15 protein-coding genes are annotated in these 17,007 nt (G+C 71.2%); 14 read left to right on the plus strand and 1 reads right to left on the minus strand.

Annotated features, from left to right (window positions below):
• Positions 1-16: 16 nt before the first annotated feature.
• The 5 genes from ACFZCY_RS23990 to ACFZCY_RS24010 all read left to right on the plus strand — a co-directional run bounded on the left by ACFZCY_RS23990 (position 17) and on the right by ACFZCY_RS24010 (position 5,229).
• Entirely contained in the window at positions 17-442 is a 426-nt protein-coding gene (locus ACFZCY_RS23990) for a ribonuclease domain-containing protein (protein ID WP_391176766.1), read from the plus strand.
• A 229-nt stretch (positions 443-671) separates the two neighbouring features.
• Positions 672-1,637 (plus strand): PfkB family carbohydrate kinase, encoded by a 966-nt coding sequence (locus ACFZCY_RS23995; RefSeq protein ID WP_391176770.1) that lies wholly within the window; start codon positions 672-674, stop codon positions 1,635-1,637.
• A 226-nt stretch (positions 1,638-1,863) separates the two neighbouring features.
• The gene (locus tag ACFZCY_RS24000) at positions 1,864-2,520 is read left to right on the plus strand and encodes a bifunctional 4-hydroxy-2-oxoglutarate aldolase/2-dehydro-3-deoxy-phosphogluconate aldolase (RefSeq protein WP_391176773.1); all 657 of its coding nucleotides are present in this window, start codon (positions 1,864-1,866) and stop codon (positions 2,518-2,520) included.
• A gap of 124 nt (positions 2,521-2,644) precedes the next feature.
• Positions 2,645-3,493, plus strand: a complete 849-nt coding sequence (locus tag ACFZCY_RS24005; protein ID WP_391176776.1) for a transporter substrate-binding domain-containing protein — start codon at positions 2,645-2,647, stop codon at positions 3,491-3,493.
• A gap of 449 nt (positions 3,494-3,942) precedes the next feature.
• A complete protein-coding gene (locus ACFZCY_RS24010; RefSeq protein WP_391176779.1) occupies positions 3,943-5,229 on the plus strand; it encodes a cytochrome P450 in 1,287 nt (428 codons plus the stop codon).
• An 18-nt stretch (positions 5,230-5,247) separates the two neighbouring features.
• On the opposite strand, the gene ACFZCY_RS24015 is transcribed toward ACFZCY_RS24010, so the two are convergent.
• On the minus strand, positions 5,248-7,197 hold the full coding sequence (locus ACFZCY_RS24015) for a cellulase family glycosylhydrolase (RefSeq protein WP_391176782.1): 1,950 nt from the start codon (positions 7,195-7,197) through the stop codon (positions 5,248-5,250).
• A 304-nt stretch (positions 7,198-7,501) separates the two neighbouring features.
• On the opposite strand from ACFZCY_RS24015, the gene ACFZCY_RS24020 reads away from it, so the two are divergent.
• The 9 genes from ACFZCY_RS24020 to ACFZCY_RS24060 all read left to right on the plus strand — a co-directional run bounded on the left by ACFZCY_RS24020 (position 7,502) and on the right by ACFZCY_RS24060 (position 16,904).
• Positions 7,502-9,172, plus strand: coding sequence for an ABC transporter substrate-binding protein (locus ACFZCY_RS24020; protein WP_391176785.1), 1,671 nt, complete (start codon positions 7,502-7,504; stop codon positions 9,170-9,172).
• A 17-nt stretch (positions 9,173-9,189) separates the two neighbouring features.
• Positions 9,190-10,173, plus strand: coding sequence for an ABC transporter permease subunit (locus tag ACFZCY_RS24025; protein ID WP_391176788.1), 984 nt, complete (start codon positions 9,190-9,192; stop codon positions 10,171-10,173).
• A complete protein-coding gene (locus tag ACFZCY_RS24030) occupies positions 10,170-11,069 on the plus strand; it encodes an ABC transporter permease subunit (RefSeq protein ID WP_391176791.1) in 900 nt (299 codons plus the stop codon). Before ACFZCY_RS24025 ends, ACFZCY_RS24030 begins: the two co-directional genes overlap by 4 nt.
• Positions 11,066-12,106 (plus strand): oligopeptide/dipeptide ABC transporter ATP-binding protein, encoded by a 1,041-nt coding sequence (locus ACFZCY_RS24035; RefSeq protein ID WP_391176793.1) that lies wholly within the window; start codon positions 11,066-11,068, stop codon positions 12,104-12,106. The genes ACFZCY_RS24030 and ACFZCY_RS24035 overlap by 4 nt, the downstream gene beginning before the upstream one ends.
• A complete protein-coding gene (locus ACFZCY_RS24040; protein ID WP_391176797.1) occupies positions 12,103-13,098 on the plus strand; it encodes an oligopeptide/dipeptide ABC transporter ATP-binding protein in 996 nt (331 codons plus the stop codon). Before ACFZCY_RS24035 ends, ACFZCY_RS24040 begins: the two co-directional genes overlap by 4 nt.
• A gap of 116 nt (positions 13,099-13,214) precedes the next feature.
• The gene (locus tag ACFZCY_RS24045; protein ID WP_391177220.1) at positions 13,215-13,934 is read left to right on the plus strand and encodes a UTRA domain-containing protein; all 720 of its coding nucleotides are present in this window, start codon (positions 13,215-13,217) and stop codon (positions 13,932-13,934) included.
• Between the two features lie 155 nt (positions 13,935-14,089).
• A complete protein-coding gene (locus ACFZCY_RS24050) occupies positions 14,090-15,073 on the plus strand; it encodes a substrate-binding domain-containing protein (RefSeq protein WP_391176800.1) in 984 nt (327 codons plus the stop codon).
• Positions 15,070-16,122, plus strand: coding sequence for an ABC transporter permease (locus ACFZCY_RS24055; RefSeq protein ID WP_361480659.1), 1,053 nt, complete (start codon positions 15,070-15,072; stop codon positions 16,120-16,122). The genes ACFZCY_RS24050 and ACFZCY_RS24055 overlap by 4 nt, the downstream gene beginning before the upstream one ends.
• Positions 16,119-16,904, plus strand: coding sequence for an ATP-binding cassette domain-containing protein (locus ACFZCY_RS24060; RefSeq protein WP_391176804.1), 786 nt, complete (start codon positions 16,119-16,121; stop codon positions 16,902-16,904). The genes ACFZCY_RS24055 and ACFZCY_RS24060 overlap by 4 nt, the downstream gene beginning before the upstream one ends.
• Positions 16,905-17,007 lie beyond the last annotated feature (103 nt).

Raw genomic sequence — 17,007 nt, forward strand, 5'->3', positions numbered from 1 at the left:
CGTCATGCTAGATGCCATGAAAATCCCCCCACGGATTGCCCGCATCGGCGCCCTCGGCGCCCTCGCCGCGTCGCTGGTCATCGGCGGTACGGCCGTCACGGCGACCGCGACCCCGGCCGCGCCCGCGACCGTCGCGTCGGCCCAGGCCCTCGCGGACGTCGGCGACATCTGTTACTCGAAGCTGCCGTCCCAGGCCCATGACACCCTCGACCTGATCGAGAAGGGTGGCCCGTACCCGTTCCCGCAGGACGGCACGGTCTTCCAGAACCGCGAGGGCATTCTTCCGGCCCAGTCCTCCGGCTACTACCACGAGTACACCGTCATCACCCCCGGCTCCGACGACCGCGGTGCCCGCCGCATCGTCACCGGGAAGAAGACGGACGAGGACTACTACACCGCGGACCACTACGAGTCGTTCGACCTGGTGGACCGCGGCTGCTGAACCGCCGTCACCACCACCGCCCCGGTCGTACGGGCGGACACCGCGAGACCCGCCACCCCCCACGCACAGCGGCCGCCGCCCCACCCGGGCAGCGGCCGTTGTGCTGTGCCGACGCGCCGGTCCGGATAAGATCTCGGTCTCTTTGCGAACGATCTCCGCCCCCCGCCCCGCCGTTTGTCGGTGGTTGCCGATACCGTTCCGGTAGAAGTGGACGCGCGGGGAGGCAGTGGTGGCGAACGGTCCGGAAGTGGTCACGTGCGGCGAGGCGATGCTGCTGCTGCTCGCAGAGCCGGGAATCCCGCTCGACAGGGCCGTGCACTTCCGCCGCTCAGTGGCGGGCGCCGAGTCCAATGTGGCCGCCGGGCTGGCCCGGCTCGGCCACGGGGTGCGCTGGCTCGGCCGGGTCGGCGCGGATCCGGCGGGCGAGGCGGTGCTGCGCGAGCTGCGCGCCGACGGGGTCGATGTCTCGCAGGCCGTCGTGGACGAGCAGGCGCCCACCGGGCTGCTGCTGCGCGACAGCCATCCGCACCGCGCGATCGACGTGCAGTACTACCGCATGGGATCGGCCGCGTCCCGTCTCACCCCCGACGAGATCAGCCCCGGCGCGCTGGACGGCGCCCGGCTGCTGCACATATCCGGGATCACGCCGATGCTCTCGCCGACCGCCGCGGCCGCCAGCCGCCGCCTGGTGGAGCTGGCCCGGGAGGCCGGGGCGAAGGTGTCGTTCGACCCCAACGTCCGGAGCAAGCTGGGCGGTGCCGCCCAGTGGGCGCAGACGGCGGGGCCGCTGCTGCGCGAGGCGGACCTCGTCCTGGCGGGGGAGGACGAGCTGGAGCTGCTCACCGCGCAGGCGGCCGACGAGGCCGCGCAGGAGCTGTTGGAGGGCGGCACCCAGGAGGTCGTGATCAAGCGCGCCGACCACTCCGCCACCGTCATCACCTCGGACGGCCGCTGGCAGCAGGCACCGCACTCGGTCCCGCTGGTCGACCCGATAGGCGCGGGTGACGGCTTCGCCGCGGGGTACCTGTCGGCGAGGCTGCGCGGGCTCTCCGAGCCCCGGGCGCTGGCCGAGGCCGCGTGCGTGGCCGCCCTGGTCGTCCAGGCCGCCTCGGACACGGACGGGCTGCCGTCCGCTCTCGCGCGGGACCGGGCGCTCGCCGAGCTCGTCAACGGCGGCGACGGGGTCCACCGCTGATCGGAACCCGCTGAAGCGGGACCCGCTGAAGTGGGAACCGCTGAAACGGGACCCACGTGCCGGGCCTGACGGCCCGGCGCTCGCGTCCGGTTCGGACGAAGCAAGACCATCAACCACAGCACCGCACAGCACCCACCCCGCACCGCACACCGCCGCATATCCCGGAGGCACTGGGGTGCGGCACCATCAGGCAGTAGACCCTAGGAGAGGAAAGGCGGCGACTGCCGTGTACCGCTGGGAGATCACCCGGGCCGCGCTCGCGCAGCGCGTCCTCGCCATCGTCCGCAGCGACACCTACGACCACGCCACGGCGACGGCGGACAGCCTGCTCTCCGCGGGCATCGCCAGCCTGGAGATCTCGCTGACCACGCCCTTCGCCCTGGAGGCGGTCACCACCCTGATCCGGGAGGTCGGCGACGACGCGGTGATCGGCGCGGGCACCGTGCTCGACGGCGCGTCGGCCCGGATGGCCGTCGACGCGGGCGCCCGCTTCCTCGTCTCCCCGAGCCTGGACCCCGAGGTCATCCGCACCGGCCACCGCTACGGCCTGCCGGTCTTCCCCGGCGTCTCCACCCCCACCGAGGCGGTGCGCGCGATGGAGCTGGGCGCGGACGCGCTGAAGCTGTTCCCCGCCGCGGCGTACGGGCCGCGCTGGATCAAGGACGTACGGGCCGCCCTGCCGCAGGCCGCCTTCGTGCCGACCGGCGGGGTGACCGTGGCCGACGCGCCGGACTGGATCGCCGCCGGGGCGGTCGCCTGCGGGATGGGCTCGGCGCTGTCCGAGGGCGACCGGGACACCGTGGCCAAGCGTGCCTCCGAGCTGCTGGCCCGCCTCGCGGAGGTCGGTCCGCCGCTGGACGACCCCGGACCGGAGCGGTACTGACGGCGGCTCGGCGCGGCAGATCGTCGCGCTCGGCGGATTCCAGCAGGTGGTCGGCGGGTTCTCCTGGGCGGCGTCTTCTGCCACTCTGAGCGCGCCGTGATCATGCCGCTGCCGAGGAGTCCCCATGAGACGCGCCGCCACGCTCGCCACCGTCGCCGCTGTGCTCGCCGTCACCGCCACGGGGTCGGCCCTGGCCGACGCCACGGCGGCCCGGCCCACCGCCCGCTCCGCGGCCGACTCCGCCGTGGGGCAGGGCACTGCGCTGGACCGGGTGCCCCGGCGCGGGGTGCTGCGCGTGTGCACCACGGGCGACTACCGGCCGTTCAGCCATCGCGATGCCAAGACCGGCGCCTACACCGGCATCGACATCGCGATGGCGGGCAACCTGGCCAAGAGCCTCGACGCCAAGCCGAAGTTCGTCGCCACGACCTGGGCGAAGCTGGTCGACGACCTCGCCGCCGGGCGCTGCGACATCGGCATGGGCGGGGTGTCGGTGACGCTGGCCCGGGCCCGTAAGGCGGCCTTCAGCGAGCCGTATCTGACCGACGGCAAGACGCCGATCGTGCGCTGCGAGGACGAGAAGAAGTACCAGACGCTGGACGACATCGACCGGCCGGGCGTCCGCGTGGTGGTCAACCCGGGCGGCACCAACGAGGAGTTCGCCCGCGCCCACATCAAGCGGGCCACCCTCACCGTCCACCCCGACAACACCACGATCTTCGACGAGATCATCGACGGCCGCGCCGATGTGATGATGACGGACGCCAGCGAGACGCGTTACCAGTCGAAGCTCCACCCCGAACTGTGCGCGGTCCACCCGGACAAGCCGTTCTCGTTCTCGGAGAAGGCGTACGCGCTGCCCCGCGCCGACGCGCAGTTCAAGAGTTACGTCGACCAGTGGGTGCATCTGGCGACGCACGACGGGACGTACCGGAAGTACGCGGACGAGTGGCTGGGGCGCCCGGTTGAGTGAAAACGTGAGCCCGTCCGACCGCATCGGAACCAGCGCGGCGGCGACCGAGCCGCAGCCCGAGCCCGCCAGCACGGCGCAGTCCGCCCGCACCGGGCACGACGGGCGCGAAGGGCACGAGAAGCCGAAGGGTTGCACCGACGTCGACTCCGCGGGTAACGAAGGTGTCATTGCGGCCGGAGTGGGCGCGAAGTACATCTCGACCCGTGTGCAACGGTCACGTCTACGTCCTGTCGGTCGACGAGTCGACGAATCCGGGTACCCCTGTCGGCGGATGGGTGGCCGTGGGCGGCCCCCGCGACGTTCTCGAAGCCACGCTGGCGTCCAACACCGACGATGTCCAAGGCGGCCCGGGCGCGGCCTGGAAGAATCGTGGCGGTCCGGGCACATGAGTGGCTTATGCAATCTATTCTGGCCTGGCTTATGTCCGCTCGTGCACAAGGACCCGATCGATGACAGCCAGCCCCGCATCGCCCTCCGAGAACGCCGCGGCCACCTCCGCCACACCGCCGCCCGGCTGCCCCGCGCATCAGGGCGCGCGGTCGCTGAGCGGGCCCGGCTTCCAGACCAACCCCTTCGGGGTGTACGGGGAGATGCGGGGCGAGCACGGGCCGGTGGCCCCGGTGCTGCTCGACGGGGACATACCCGGCTGGCTGGTGCTCGGATACCGCGAACTGCACCAGGTCACCAGCGACGACGAGCTGTTCACCCGGGACGCGAACCAGTGGAACCAGTGGGCCAACATCCCCGAGAACTGGCCGCTCGCGCCCATGATCAGCCGCGATCAGACGTCCGTGGTGTACGCGACCGGCGAGGACCACCGGCGGCGCGCCGAGGCCATCGCGGAAGCCCTGGAGGCCGTCGATCCGTACGAACTGCGCCGCCATGCCGAGCACATCGCCGACGGGTTGGTGGACGAGTTCTGCCACCAGGGCGAGGCCGAGCTGATCGCCGACTACGCCCGGCTGCTGCCGGAACTGGTCCTCGCCCGCATCTACGGCATCCCCGACGCCGAGGGCCCCGCGCTCGTGCAGGCGATGAACGACGCGGTCGACGGCACGGGGAACCCCTTCGAGGCCTACCAGCACGTCTACATGGTGATGCATCAGCTGGCGTCGGCGAAGCGGACGGCGCCCGCGCCGGACGTGGCCTCCCGGCTGGTCGCCTCGTACCGGGGGTACCCGGACGAACTGGTCGCCCAGGACCTGATCGTCATCATGACGGCGGGTCACCAGCCGACGGCCGACTGGATCGGCAACACCCTGCGGCTGCTGCTCACCGACGAGCGGTTCGCGCTCTCGCTCTCCGGCGGCCGTCACAGCGTCGGGCAGGCGATGAACGAGGTGCTGTGGGAGGACACCCCGGTCGCCAACCTCGCCGCCCGCTGGGCCACCCGGGACACCACCCTGGCGGGGAAGTACATCCGCAAGGGCGATCTGCTGATCCTCGGTTTCCACGGCGCGAACACCGACCCCCTGATCCGCCCGGACACCCAGGCCTTCACCGAGGGCAACAGCGCCTTTCTCTCCTTCGGCCACGGCGAGCACCGCTGCCCGCACCCGGCCCAGGAGATCGCCGAGACGATCGCGAAGACCGCCGTGGAAGTGCTCCTGGACCGGCTGCCGGATGTGCGCCTCTCGGTATCCCGCGACACGCTGCTCTGGCGCCCCTCGGCCTGGGTACGGGGCCTGTCCGCGCTGCCCGTCGCGTTCACCCCGGCCCCCAGGGACGGCCGCTGAACGGGCCGGTGAACCGGGCTAGTCCTGAGCCGTGGTCAGCCGCAGCACCCGTACCCCGTACGGCGGCAGGGTGACGGTGCCGGCCGGGCCGCCGGTCAGGTCCAGCAGGGTGGCGCCGCCGGTGACGGCTGGTTTGACGGTCAGTTCCTCGGCGGCCTGGCTGACCAGCCAGACGAAGGTGCGGCCGTCCTCGTGGACGAGGCGGTCGACCGCGACGCGCGGATCGCCGACGGTGACCGGGCGGTGGACTCCGGCGTGGGCGGCGAGGGCGTCGTACAGGGTGGCGGTGGCCTCGGGGTTGACGCGCGGGGTGACCGCGGCCATGTGCTCGACGGGGTAGACGCAGAAGACGACGGAGCCCTCGCCCACCGCGCGCAGCAGCAGCGCCGGGCGGCCGCGGCCGTCGACGGCCAGGACCTCGGCGCCGTCGGGTTCGACGGGGAGGTACGCCCGGGCGCCCGCGGCGCGGAAGGTGAGCCTGGCCCCCTCGGGGAGGGTGCCGAAGGGGCGGGTGAGGGTGAGGGTGACCTCGTCGTCCTCGATGGGGTCGAGCAGTCCGTAGTCCAGCTGGTGGCGGACGCCGAAGAGTTCGTTCAGGTGGGCGTACCAGGGGCCGCGCTGTTCGTCGTGGGCGCCGGGGGAGTACGAGACGTAGACGGTCGCGCCGTCGCGGGCCCGCTGCTCCAGGTCGTACCAGGTGGGGGAGAGCAGCTGCTTGGTGGAGGGGACGAGCCACAGCGTCACGCCGGCGGGCAGCGGGCCGTCGCTTTCGCGCACCACCGCCGCCGGGGTGTCCGCGAGGCGGGCGGCGACCCACGCCTGACGGCAGGTCTGCTGGACGTAGGCGCGGTCCTCGGCGCGGGTGAAGGGGTAGAGCGTGTCGAGGTACGAGGAGACCAGGAGTGCCGTGTCGGAGGGGCTGCGGTGGCAGCGGGGGAAGTCCACCTCCTCCAGGACCCGGGCGAACTCCTTCAGTTCGAGGAGCTGCGGTTTGGGGGCGCCCTCCGACGTGGTCAGGCCGAAGTGCATCTCGAAGGCGTGATGGCGGTACGGGTCCTGGCCGCGCAGTCCGTCGTAGTCGCTGTTGTTCCAGGCGATCCAGCCGGTGGCCCCGGCCAGCAGGCTGTTGTGCAGGGTCTGCCGGTAGTAGCGGGCCGCGCCCGGGCCGGAGGCGAAGTCGGAGCTGACGCCGAACTCCTCCAGGATCACGGGCCGCCCGAAGGTGCCGGTCAGCTCGCACACCCAGGCCGCCGCGTAGTGCTGGCGCACCGGGTCGTCCTCCATGCGGTACACGTGCGGGCCGAGGAAGTCACACAGGCCGGCGGTGTCGCGGACCCGGAAGCCGTTGTCGTAGCCGGAGTTCTCCAGCCCCCAGGCGCCGTCGCCGAGCGAGACGGGCTGGGTGCCGCCCCCGGCGCGGACCGCGTCCACGACGAGCTGGGCCCAGGCGGCGACGGTCTCGCGGGGCGCGGGCGGGGCGGCGGTGCCGGGCTCGCGCCCGTAGATCGGCATCTCGTTGGAGACCAGCCACCCGGCGACGGCCGGATGCGCGGCGAAGCGGCGCACGGTCTCGCGGGCGAACCACGCCTGCCGGGCGACCAGCCAGACGTCGCCGTACAGGTCGCGCTCGCCGCGCCAGGACGGGTCCCAGTTCTCGCCGGACATGTGGCCGACCAGGAAGGTGGGGACGGTGGTCATGCCGAGGGCCCGGTGCCGGTCGAGGAAGTCGGCGAAGCGCGCGCACATGTCTTCGTCGAGCCGGTCGGGGGCGGGATGGAAGTCGGGCCAGTAGAAGAACGAGCGGGTCATGGTCAGCCCGTGGTCCCGCAGCACCCGCAGCTCGGCGTCGATCACCTCGCCGTCGTAACTCCGCCACATCAGCGGGCCGCCGGTCCTGGACCAGAAGTTGGCGCCGAGCCAGGTGACGGGGCGGTCGTGGACGGTGAGCCGGGCGGAGGGGCGCTGCATCGACGGACTCTCCCTTGGCCGGTGGGGAAGCGGGCAGTGCCGCGCTACTCAAGCAGTGAAGGGCTAAACCGGTTTAGAGTCAACGGCTCCGACGAGGGTCGTACGAGGGCCGATTCCGCGGTCTAGATCACCTCAACGCGGCTCTGTACGGCCGGACCTGGGTATTCGACGGATTCGACAAGGGCGCCACTAAGCCGGTTCAGTCGAGAGGCGCTGTCGGCTCTATTGACACCCTCTGACGGAGCCCCTTAATTTCACGGCGCCGGGGGTGCGCGGGCATACCGAGGGGGACACCATGACGTTGATGAGCACGGGCCGTCCGCGCCGCGCGATCGCCGCGGCGGCCGCATTCGCACTCTCCGGCACGCTGGCCGCCTGCGGCGGTGGCGGCAGTGGCGGAGGCGGCGCCGGCGGGGTGCTGACCGTGTCCTCCGGGGCCGGCGGCAACTTCGTCCGCAACTTCAATCCGTACGCGCCGCAGCCGCTCCAGGCGACCAACGGAATGATCTACGAGCCGCTGTTCCACTTCAACGCGGCGAGAACCGGCGAGGTCGACCCCTGGCTGGCCACCAAGTACACCTGGGCGGACGGCGGGAAATCCATCCGCATCCAGTTACGGACGAACGTCACCTGGAACGACGGAAAGCCCTTCACCGCCGAGGACGTCGCCTACACCTTCCGGATGACGAAGGACAACAAGGCGCTCAACATGTACGCCCTCCCGGTGGCCTCCGCGACCGCCGAGGGCAAGCACACCGTGGTCGTCACCTTCACCAAGTCCGCTTACACCAAGGAGTACTTCCTCCTCGGCAAGATAAAGATGCTGCCCCGGCACATCTGGTCCGGGCTCTCCGCCAAGGAGAAGGCGACCACGCTGAATCCCAACCCGGTGGGCACCGGGCCCTGGAAGGTGAAATCCGTCAAGGGCACGACGCTCGATCTCGTCGCCCGCAAGGACTACTACATCAAGGGCCTCCCGCACTTCAAGATCATGCGGTATCGCGCCTTCACCGGGAACAACGCCGCCAACGCCGCGGTCACCTCCGGGCAGATCGACTGGGCGGGCGGTTTCATTCCCGACATCAAGAAGAACTACCTCGCGAAGAACAAGAAGTTCGACCTGGTCAACATTCCGCTGGCCACCACGTCCTTCGTGCCCAACGCCCAGCGCGGCCCCACCGCGGACGTCAGGGTCCGCAAGGCCATCAGCGCCGCCCTCGACCGCGACTTCATGAACAAAAGCGTGTACGACGGCCAGGCGCCCGCCGCCAACCCCATGGCGCTGCTGCTCCCCAACTACCAGTCCGTCCTCGACCCGTCGCTGAAGGACGCCATGGTGGAGACCGGGCAGGACAAGGTCGACGGCTATCTCACCGACTCCGGCTACACCCGGGGGTCGGACGGCATGTGGCGGAAGAACGGCAAGAAGCTGTCCGTAACGGTCGAACTCGTCTCCGGCTGGACGGACTACGTCAGCGTCGCCCAGATGGCGAAGGACCAGCTGAAGAAGGCCGGTATCGACCTCGTCGTCAAGGCCGAGTCGTACAGCCAGTGGTCCAACAACCGCGCCCGCGGCCAGTTCCAGATGCTGCTGGACAATGCCGGATACACCCCCGACCCGCGCGCCTACTACGCCCAGATGCTGGACAGCTCCATCCCGCCGAAGATCGGTGAGACCACCAACGTCGGCAATTTCGGCCGCTACGCCAACGCCACGATCGACCACGCCCTCGACAAGATCGGCGAAACCACCGACCTGGCGAAACAGAAGCCCTGGTACTACAAGATCCAGCGGGAATTCATCAAGGACATGCCGCTGATCCCCCTCTTCTCCGCGCAGAACGAGCAGGAATTCAACGGCAACCGGGTCACCGGCTATCCCACCGAGGACAATCTGTACGCCGCGCCCTCCATCTGGCTCGACCCCGACGGCGGCTGGGTCGCCGCCCGCATCAAACCGGCCGCGGGCAAGTAGCGGCGGGGGCGGGCAGCGTGCGCTACCTCCTGCGCAAGCTCGGCTTCTACGCCATCGCCGCCTGGATGGCGGTCACCGTCAACTTCTTCCTCCCGCGCCTCATCCCCGGCGACCCGGTGCAGCTGATGCTCGCCCGCCAGGCCCAGTCCGGGCCCGTCGAACCCGGCCAGGAAGAGGCCCTGGCCGCCATGCTGGGCCTCGGCCACGGCAATCTCCTCGTCCAGTACGGCGACTATCTGCGCGCGCTGGTCCACCTCGACTTCGGGCTCTCCGTCACGTACTTCCCGAGCCCGGTCACCGACGTCGTCGGCGACGCCGTGCCCTGGACCCTCGTCCTGGTCGGCGCCGCCACTCTCCTCAGCGTCGCCCTCGGCCTCACCCTCGGCACCCTGGCCGGGTGGCGGCGCGGCAGCTGGTTCGACTCCCTCGTCCCCTCCACCACCTTCCTCGCCGCGATCCCCTACTTCTGGCTCGCGCTGCTGCTCCTGTACCTCTTCGGCCAGGTGTGGGGGGTGCTGCCGCTGGGCGGCGGCTACGACGAGACGCTGGACATCGGCTTCAGCGGCGCCTTCCTGACCTCCGCCGCCGAACACGCCGTGCTGCCCGCAGCCACCATCGTGCTCAGCTCGGTCGGCGGCTGGATGCTCGGCATGCGCAACATGATGGTCTCCACCCTGGCCGAGGACTACGTGGTCGCCGCCGAGGCCAAGGGGCTTCCGCCGCGCACGATCATGGTCGGCTACGCGGCCCGCAACGCGGTGCTGCCCTCGGTCGCCGGATTCGCCATCTCGCTCGGCTTCATCGTCAGCGGCTCGCTCGTGATGGAGATCGTCTTCTCCTACCCCGGCATGGGATTCACCCTGCTCCAGGCCGTCCAGAACACCGACTACCCGCTCATGCAGGCCGTCTTCCTCGTCATCACCTTCGGCGTCCTCGCCGCCAACTTCCTGGTGGACCTGGTGTACGGCTTCGTCGACCCCCGCACCAGGCAGGCCCGATGACCGCGCCCACCGTCCCCGCGACCCCGACGACCACCCCACGGGCGGGCGGCCGCGGCTGGCTTCGGCCCGCGCTGCGCTCCCGCCGCTTCGCCACCGGCCTCGCCCTGCTCGCCGCCTTCGTCCTCACCGCGCTCCTCGGCCCGTGGCTGATCCACGACCCGAACGCCTTCACCACCGACCTCGGCCAGGCCCCCTCCGGGGCGCACTGGCTGGGCACCACCCAGACCGGGCAGGACGTCTTCGCCCAGCTGGTGGTCTCCGCCCGCGGCACGCTGGTGATCGGCGTCGCCTCCGCCCTCATCGCGACCGTCGTCTCCGTCGTCGCCGGGATCGGCGGCGGCTTCCTCGGCGGGCTCGCGGACGAGGCGCTGTCCCTGATCAGCAACGTCTTCCTGGTCATCCCCGGGCTGCCGCTGGTCATCGTCGTCTCCGCGTACGTCAAGGGCGGCGGCTCCTGGTCCACCATCCTCGTCATCGCCCTCACCAGCTGGGCCGCCTCCGCCCGGGTGCTGCGCGCCCAGACGCTGTCGCTGCGCAGCCGCGACTATGTGCTGGCGGCGCGGGTGTACGGGGAGAAGCGGTGGCGGATCGTGCTGGTGGAGATCCTGCCCAACGAACTGGCCATCATCGTCTCCCAGTTCATCTTCGCGGTGATCTTCGCGATCCTCACCCAGGCCGGGTTGGCGTTCCTCGGCCTCGCCGACCCGTCCCATCTCACCTGGGGCACGATGCTCTACTTCGCCCAGAACGCGGAAGCGCTCACCAGCGGGGCCTGGTGGTGGTTCATCCCGCCCGGCTTGTGCATCGCCGTGCTCGGCACGGCCCTGTCCCTGATCAGCTTCGGCCTGGACGAGGTCCTCAACCCGCGGCTGCGGTTGCGAAAGGCGGGACGATGACGGAAGACGTGGTGCTGCGCGCCGAGCACATCAGCGTGACGTACGAGGGCGACCGCCCCACCCGTGCCGTCCGCGACGTCGGCTTCGAGCTGCGGCGCGGCGAACTCCTCGGCATCGCGGGCGAGTCCGGCTGCGGCAAGTCGACCCTCGCGTACGCCGTTGCCCGCATGCTGGGGCCACCGGCGCGGCTCACCGAGGGGCGGGTCGTGCACCGCGACCGCGCCGGCACGGAGACGGATCTGCTCGCGCTTCAGGGGGAGGCGCTGCGGGCCTTCCGCTGGTCCCGGCTGTCGGTGGTCTTCCAGAGCGCCATGAACGCGCTCAACCCGGTGACCACCGTCGGCAAGCAGTTCGACGACATCTTCCGCGCCCACCGGCCCCGCATGCGCGGCCCCGAGCGGTACGAGCGCGCCCGCGCCCTCCTGGACATGGTCGGCATCGACCCGGCCCGGGTGCGGGCGTATCCGCACGAGCTGTCCGGCGGCATGCGGCAGCGCGTCGTCATCGCCATGGCGCTCGCGCTCGAACCGGAGATCGTCATCATGGACGAGCCGACCACCGCGCTCGATGTCGTCGTCCAGCGCGAAATCCTGGACGAGGTGCAGCGGCTCCGCGACGAACTGGGCTTCAGCGTCGTCTTCATCACCCACGACCTGTCGCTGCTGCTGGAGATCAGCGACCGGCTGGCCGTGATGTACGCGGGCTCGATCGTCGAGTACGGCCCCGCCGAGCGCATCGCCGCCGACCCCGCCCACCCCTACACCCGGGGCCTGCTGCGCTCCTTCCCCGACCTCTCGGGCGAACGCCGCGCCCTGCGCGGCATCCCCGGCTCCCCGCCGGACCTGCGCGAGGCCCTGCCCGGCTGCCCCTTCGCCGCCCGCTGCGAGCACGCCTTCGACCCCTGCGCCACGACGACGCCTCCCCTTCTCCCCCTCGCTCCGGGCACCTCGGCCGCCTGCCATCTGCACACGGTGGCGCGGGCGGGGGCGGCCCCCCGGGCCCCCCGGGCCCCTCGACCGGAAGGGCGGCAGCCGTGACCGCACTGGAGGTAACCGGCCTCACCGTCGACTTCCCGCAGCGCGGCCGGGTGCCGTTCCGGGCCGTGGACCGGGTGTCGTTCGCGCTGCACGCCGGGCGGACGCTCGCGCTCGTCGGCGAGTCCGGGAGCGGCAAGTCGACCGTCGTACGAGCCCTGTCGCGGCTGGTGACGCCCACCGCCGGGGAGGTGCGGCTCGGCGGTGCGCGGCGGACCCGGGGCAAGGACTACCGGCGGGCCGTGCAGATGGTGTTCCAGGACCCGTTCGCCTCGCTCAACCCCGCGCACACCGTGGGCCACCACCTCACCCGCCCGCTGCTGGTCAACGGCCGGGCGCGGCGCGGGGCGGACGCGGAGGAGCAGGCGCGGGAGCTGCTGCGGTCGGTGAACCTCACACCCGCCGCCGACATGGCGCACAAGCGCCCCCACGAGCTGTCCGGCGGGCAGCGGCAGCGCGTCGCGATCGCCCGCGCGCTGGCGCCGGGGCCGGAGGTGCTGCTGGCCGACGAGCCGGTGTCGATGCTGGACGTGTCGATCCGGCTGGAGATCCTGGGGCTGCTGGACCGGCTGAAGGACGAGCGCGGGCTCGCCCTGCTGTACGTCACGCACGATCTGGCCACCGCCCGGCACTTCGCCTCCGAGGTGATGGTCATGTACCGGGGGGAGATCGTGGAGCGCGGCCCCAGCGACGAGGTGATCCTCGCACCCCGTCACCCCTACACCCAGGCGCTGGCCGCCGCCGCGCCCAGCTCGGCCGCGGGCCGTGAGCGGGCGCGGGCGGCCCGCGCGGAGCGGCTGGCGGCGCGGGCGCGGCGGGACGCGGAGCGGCGGGAGGTGGTGGTCGGGGACGGCTGCCGGTTCCGGCCGCGCTGCCCGTACGCCATGGACGCCTGTACGCGGCGGCCGCCCGAGACGGAGGTGGGCCCGGGCCATCGGTCGCTCTGCTGGTTACGGACGGAGACGAACGACAGCGTTGTCGACTCCTCTGCGTAGTTTGTCCGGACAACCGAACTTCACGACTTCCCGTCATCTGTTCATCCGGCTACGCTCGCCCCGTGGCAAAGCAGGAAGAAGACTCCTCCGGCGGGGCGGATGCGCTCCAGTTCAGCGTGGACCGCAGCAGCCCGGTCCCGCTCTACTTCCAGCTGTCCCAGCAGCTGGAGTCGGCGATCGAAAAGGGACGGCTGGCACCGGGGAGCCTGCTCGGCAACGAGATCGAGCTGGCCGGGCGGCTCGGGCTGTCCCGTCCCACCGTCCGCCAGGCCATCCAGTCGCTGGTCGACAAGGGCCTGCTGGTGCGGCGCCGCGGTGTGGGCACCCAGGTGGTGCACAGCCAGGTCAAGCGCCCCCTGGAGCTGAGCAGCCTCTACGACGACCTGGAGGCCGCGGGCCAGCGCCCCGCCACCCGTGTGCTGCTGAACACCACCGAGCCCGCCACCGCCGAGGTCGCCGCCGCGCTCGGCATCGCGGAGGGCACCGAGGTGGTGCTGATCGAGCGGCTGCGGCTGGCGCACGGCGAGCCCATGGCCCACCTGTCCAACCGGCTCCCGGCCGGGCTGCTCAAGCTGGACAGCGCGGAGCTGGAGGACACCGGCCTCTACCGGCTGATGCGCGCCGCGGGCATCACCCTGCACAGCGCCCGCCAGGCGGTCGGCGCCCGCTCGGCCACCGCCGACGAGGGGAAGCAGCTCGGCGAGCCCGAGGGGGCGCCGCTGCTGACCATGGAGCGGACGACCTTCGACGACACGGGCCGGGCCGTCGAGTTCGGCTCGCACACCTATCGCGCCTCGCGCTACGCGTTCGAGTTCCAGCTGCTCGTACGCCCCTGACCCGCACCCCCCAGCCCCCCACCACCCCGGCCGCGCCTCGTAACGGATACTTGGCGGCGGCCGGGGCCGATCATGTCGCTCCCGGCCGCGGACATGAAACGGGACGAGAGGGACGAGGCTTCTTCGTGGCCAGAGTTGGGACAGGGGCACGCGCGATGACCGCCGCCGTGCTGGCGACACTGCTGGGCGCGGCCCTGGCCGGATGCAGCAGTACCGGCGGGCTGCGGGCCGAGAAGCGGGCCGCGCAGGCGGCCTCGGGGCACGCCGCGGTCAACACCCCACGGATGACCTTCGCCATGGTCACCCACTCCGGCGACGGCGACACCTTCTGGGACATCGTGCAGAACGGCGCCGAGCAGGCCGCCGTCAAGGACAACGTGAAGTTCCTCTACGCCCACAACAAGGAGGGCAAGGAACAGGCCCAGCTGGTCCAGACGTTCATCGACCAGAAGGTCGACGGCCTGATCGTCACCCTCGCCAAGCCCGACGCCATGAAGGCCGTCGTCAAGCGCGCCGAAAAGGCCGGAATACCGGTCATCACGGTCAACTCCGGCTCCGCGGAGTCCAAGAAGTTCGGCGCGCTCACCCACGTCGGCCAGGACGAGACCATCGCGGGCGAGGCCGTCGGCGACGAGCTGAACAAGCGCGGCCGCAAGAAGGCCCTGTGCGTCCTGCACGAGCAGGGCAACGTGGGCCATGAGCAGCGCTGCGACGGCGCGGCCAAGACCTTCGACGGAAAGCTGGAGAAGGTCTACGTCGAGGGCACCAACATGCCCGACGTGCAGTCCTCCATCGAGGCCAAGCTCCAGTCCGACCACGGCATAGACACCGTCCTCACCCTCGGCGCGCCGTTCGCCGACACCGCCGCCCAGGCCGCCGACCAGGCGGGCAGCAAGGCGGAGATCGACACCTTCGACCTCAACGCGAAGGTCGCGGCCGGGCTGCAGGACGGCACGCTCGGCTTCGCCGTCGACCAGCAGCCGTACCTCCAGGGCTACGAGGCCGTGGACCTGCTCTGGCTCCAGCGCTACAACGCCGACGTGCTCGGTGGCGGCCAGCCGGTCCTCACCGGCCCGCAGATCGTCACCAAGGACGACGCCAAGAAGCTGGCGGCGTTCACGAAGCGGGGCACCCGATGAGCGCGGACACGCTGCCGCCGAAGGACGAGACCGACGCGCGCCCGGTGGCGCGCACCCCGCTGCTGCGCCGCCTGGCGGGCCGCCCGGAGCTGGGCGCGGTCGTCGGCGCCGCCGCCGTCTTCGTCTTCTTCTCGATCGCCGCCGACGCCTTCCTCCAGTGGTCCAGCTTCAGCACCGTGCTGTACGCCTCGTCCACCATCGGGATCATGGCGGTGCCGGTCGCACTGCTGATGATCGGCGGCGAGTTCGACCTGTCGACCGGCGTCCTGGTCACCTCCTCCGCGCTGATCTCGTCGATGTTCTCGTACCAGATGACGGCGAACGTCTGGGTCGGCGCCGGGGTGTCCCTGCTGGTCACCCTCGCCATCGGCTTCTTCAACGGCTATCTGCTGGTGCGCACCAACCTGCCGAGCTTCATCATCACGCTCGGCACCTTCCTGATCCTCCAGGGCTGCAACCTCGGCTTCACCAAGCTGATCAGCGAGACCGTCTCCACCAAGAGCATCGCCGACATGGAGGGCTTCCCCTCCGCCCGCCAGGTCTTCGCCTCCCAGCTGACCATCGGCGATGTGGAGCTGCAGATCACCGTGGTGTGGTGGTTCGCCCTGATCGCGCTCGCCACCTGGATCCTGCTGCGCACCCGCGCCGGGAACTGGATCTTCGCGGTGGGCGGCGCCAAGGAGGCGGCCCGCGCGGTCGGCGTGCCCGTGGACCGCACCAAGATCGGGCTTTATATGGGGGTCGCGCTGGCGGCCTGGATCTCCGGCCAGCATCTGCTGTTCAAGTACGACACCGTGCAGTCCGGCGAGGGCGTCGGCAACGAACTGCTGTACATCATCGCGGCCGTCATCGGCGGCTGCCTGCTGACCGGCGGCTACGGCTCGGCCGTCGGCGCCGCCGTCGGCGCGTTCATCTTCGGCATGACCAACAAGGGCATCGTGTACGCGCAGTGGGGCGCGGACTGGTTCAAGTTCTTCCTCGGGGCGATGCTGCTGCTCGCCACGCTGCTCAACTGGTGGGTCCGCAAGCGGGCGGAGGCAAGCGCATGAGCACCACACCGGACGTGCCGTTGATCGCGCTGCGCGGCATCGGCAAGTACTACGGCAACGTCAAGGCCCTGGAGGACGTCTCACTCGACGTCCACGCCGGGCGGATCACCTGCGTCCTCGGCGACAACGGCGCGGGCAAGTCCACCCTCATCAAGATCGTCGCCGGGCTGCACCAGCACGACGAGGGCACCTTCGCCGTCGAGGGGAAGGACACCCGGCTCGGCTCGCCGCGCGAGGCCCTGGACCGCGGGATCGCCACGGTCTACCAGGACCTCGCCGTCGTCCCGCTGATGCCGGTGTGGCGGAACTTCTTCCTCGGTTCCGAGATCCGCAAGGGCCGCGGCCCCTTCAGCCGCCTCGACGTGCCCGCCATGCGCGAGACCACCCACCGCGAGCTGCTGCGCATGGGCATCGACCTGCGCGACGTCGACCAGCCCATCGGCACCCTCTCCGGCGGACAGCGCCAGTGCGTGGCGATCGCCCGCGCCGTCCACTTCGGCGCCAAGGTCCTCGTGCTGGACGAGCCGACGGCGGCGCTGGGCGTCAAGCAGTCCGGGGTGGTGCTCAAGTACGTCGCCGCCGCGCGCGACGCCGGGCTCGGCGTGGTCCTCATCACGCACAACCCGCACCACGCCTACCTGGTCGGCGACCGCTTCGTCCTCCTCAAGCGCGGCGCGATGGCGGGCAGCCACGCCAAGGACGAGATCGCCCTGGAGGACCTGACCCGCCAGATGGCGGGCGGCAGCGAGCTGGAACAGCTCACCCACGAGCTGGCGCGTTGAGGGGGGCCGGGCCCGGCTCACCATGCACCGTGAGGGGCGGTTGAGGCACAATCGCACAGCGGGCCCCACCCGCGTCATGACCACCGCACGCCGAGGCCCCGGC

It is taken from the genome of Streptomyces sp. NPDC007983 (assembly GCF_042958345.1).
In the GTDB taxonomy this organism is placed as follows: Bacteria; Actinomycetota; Actinomycetes; order Streptomycetales; family Streptomycetaceae; genus Streptomyces.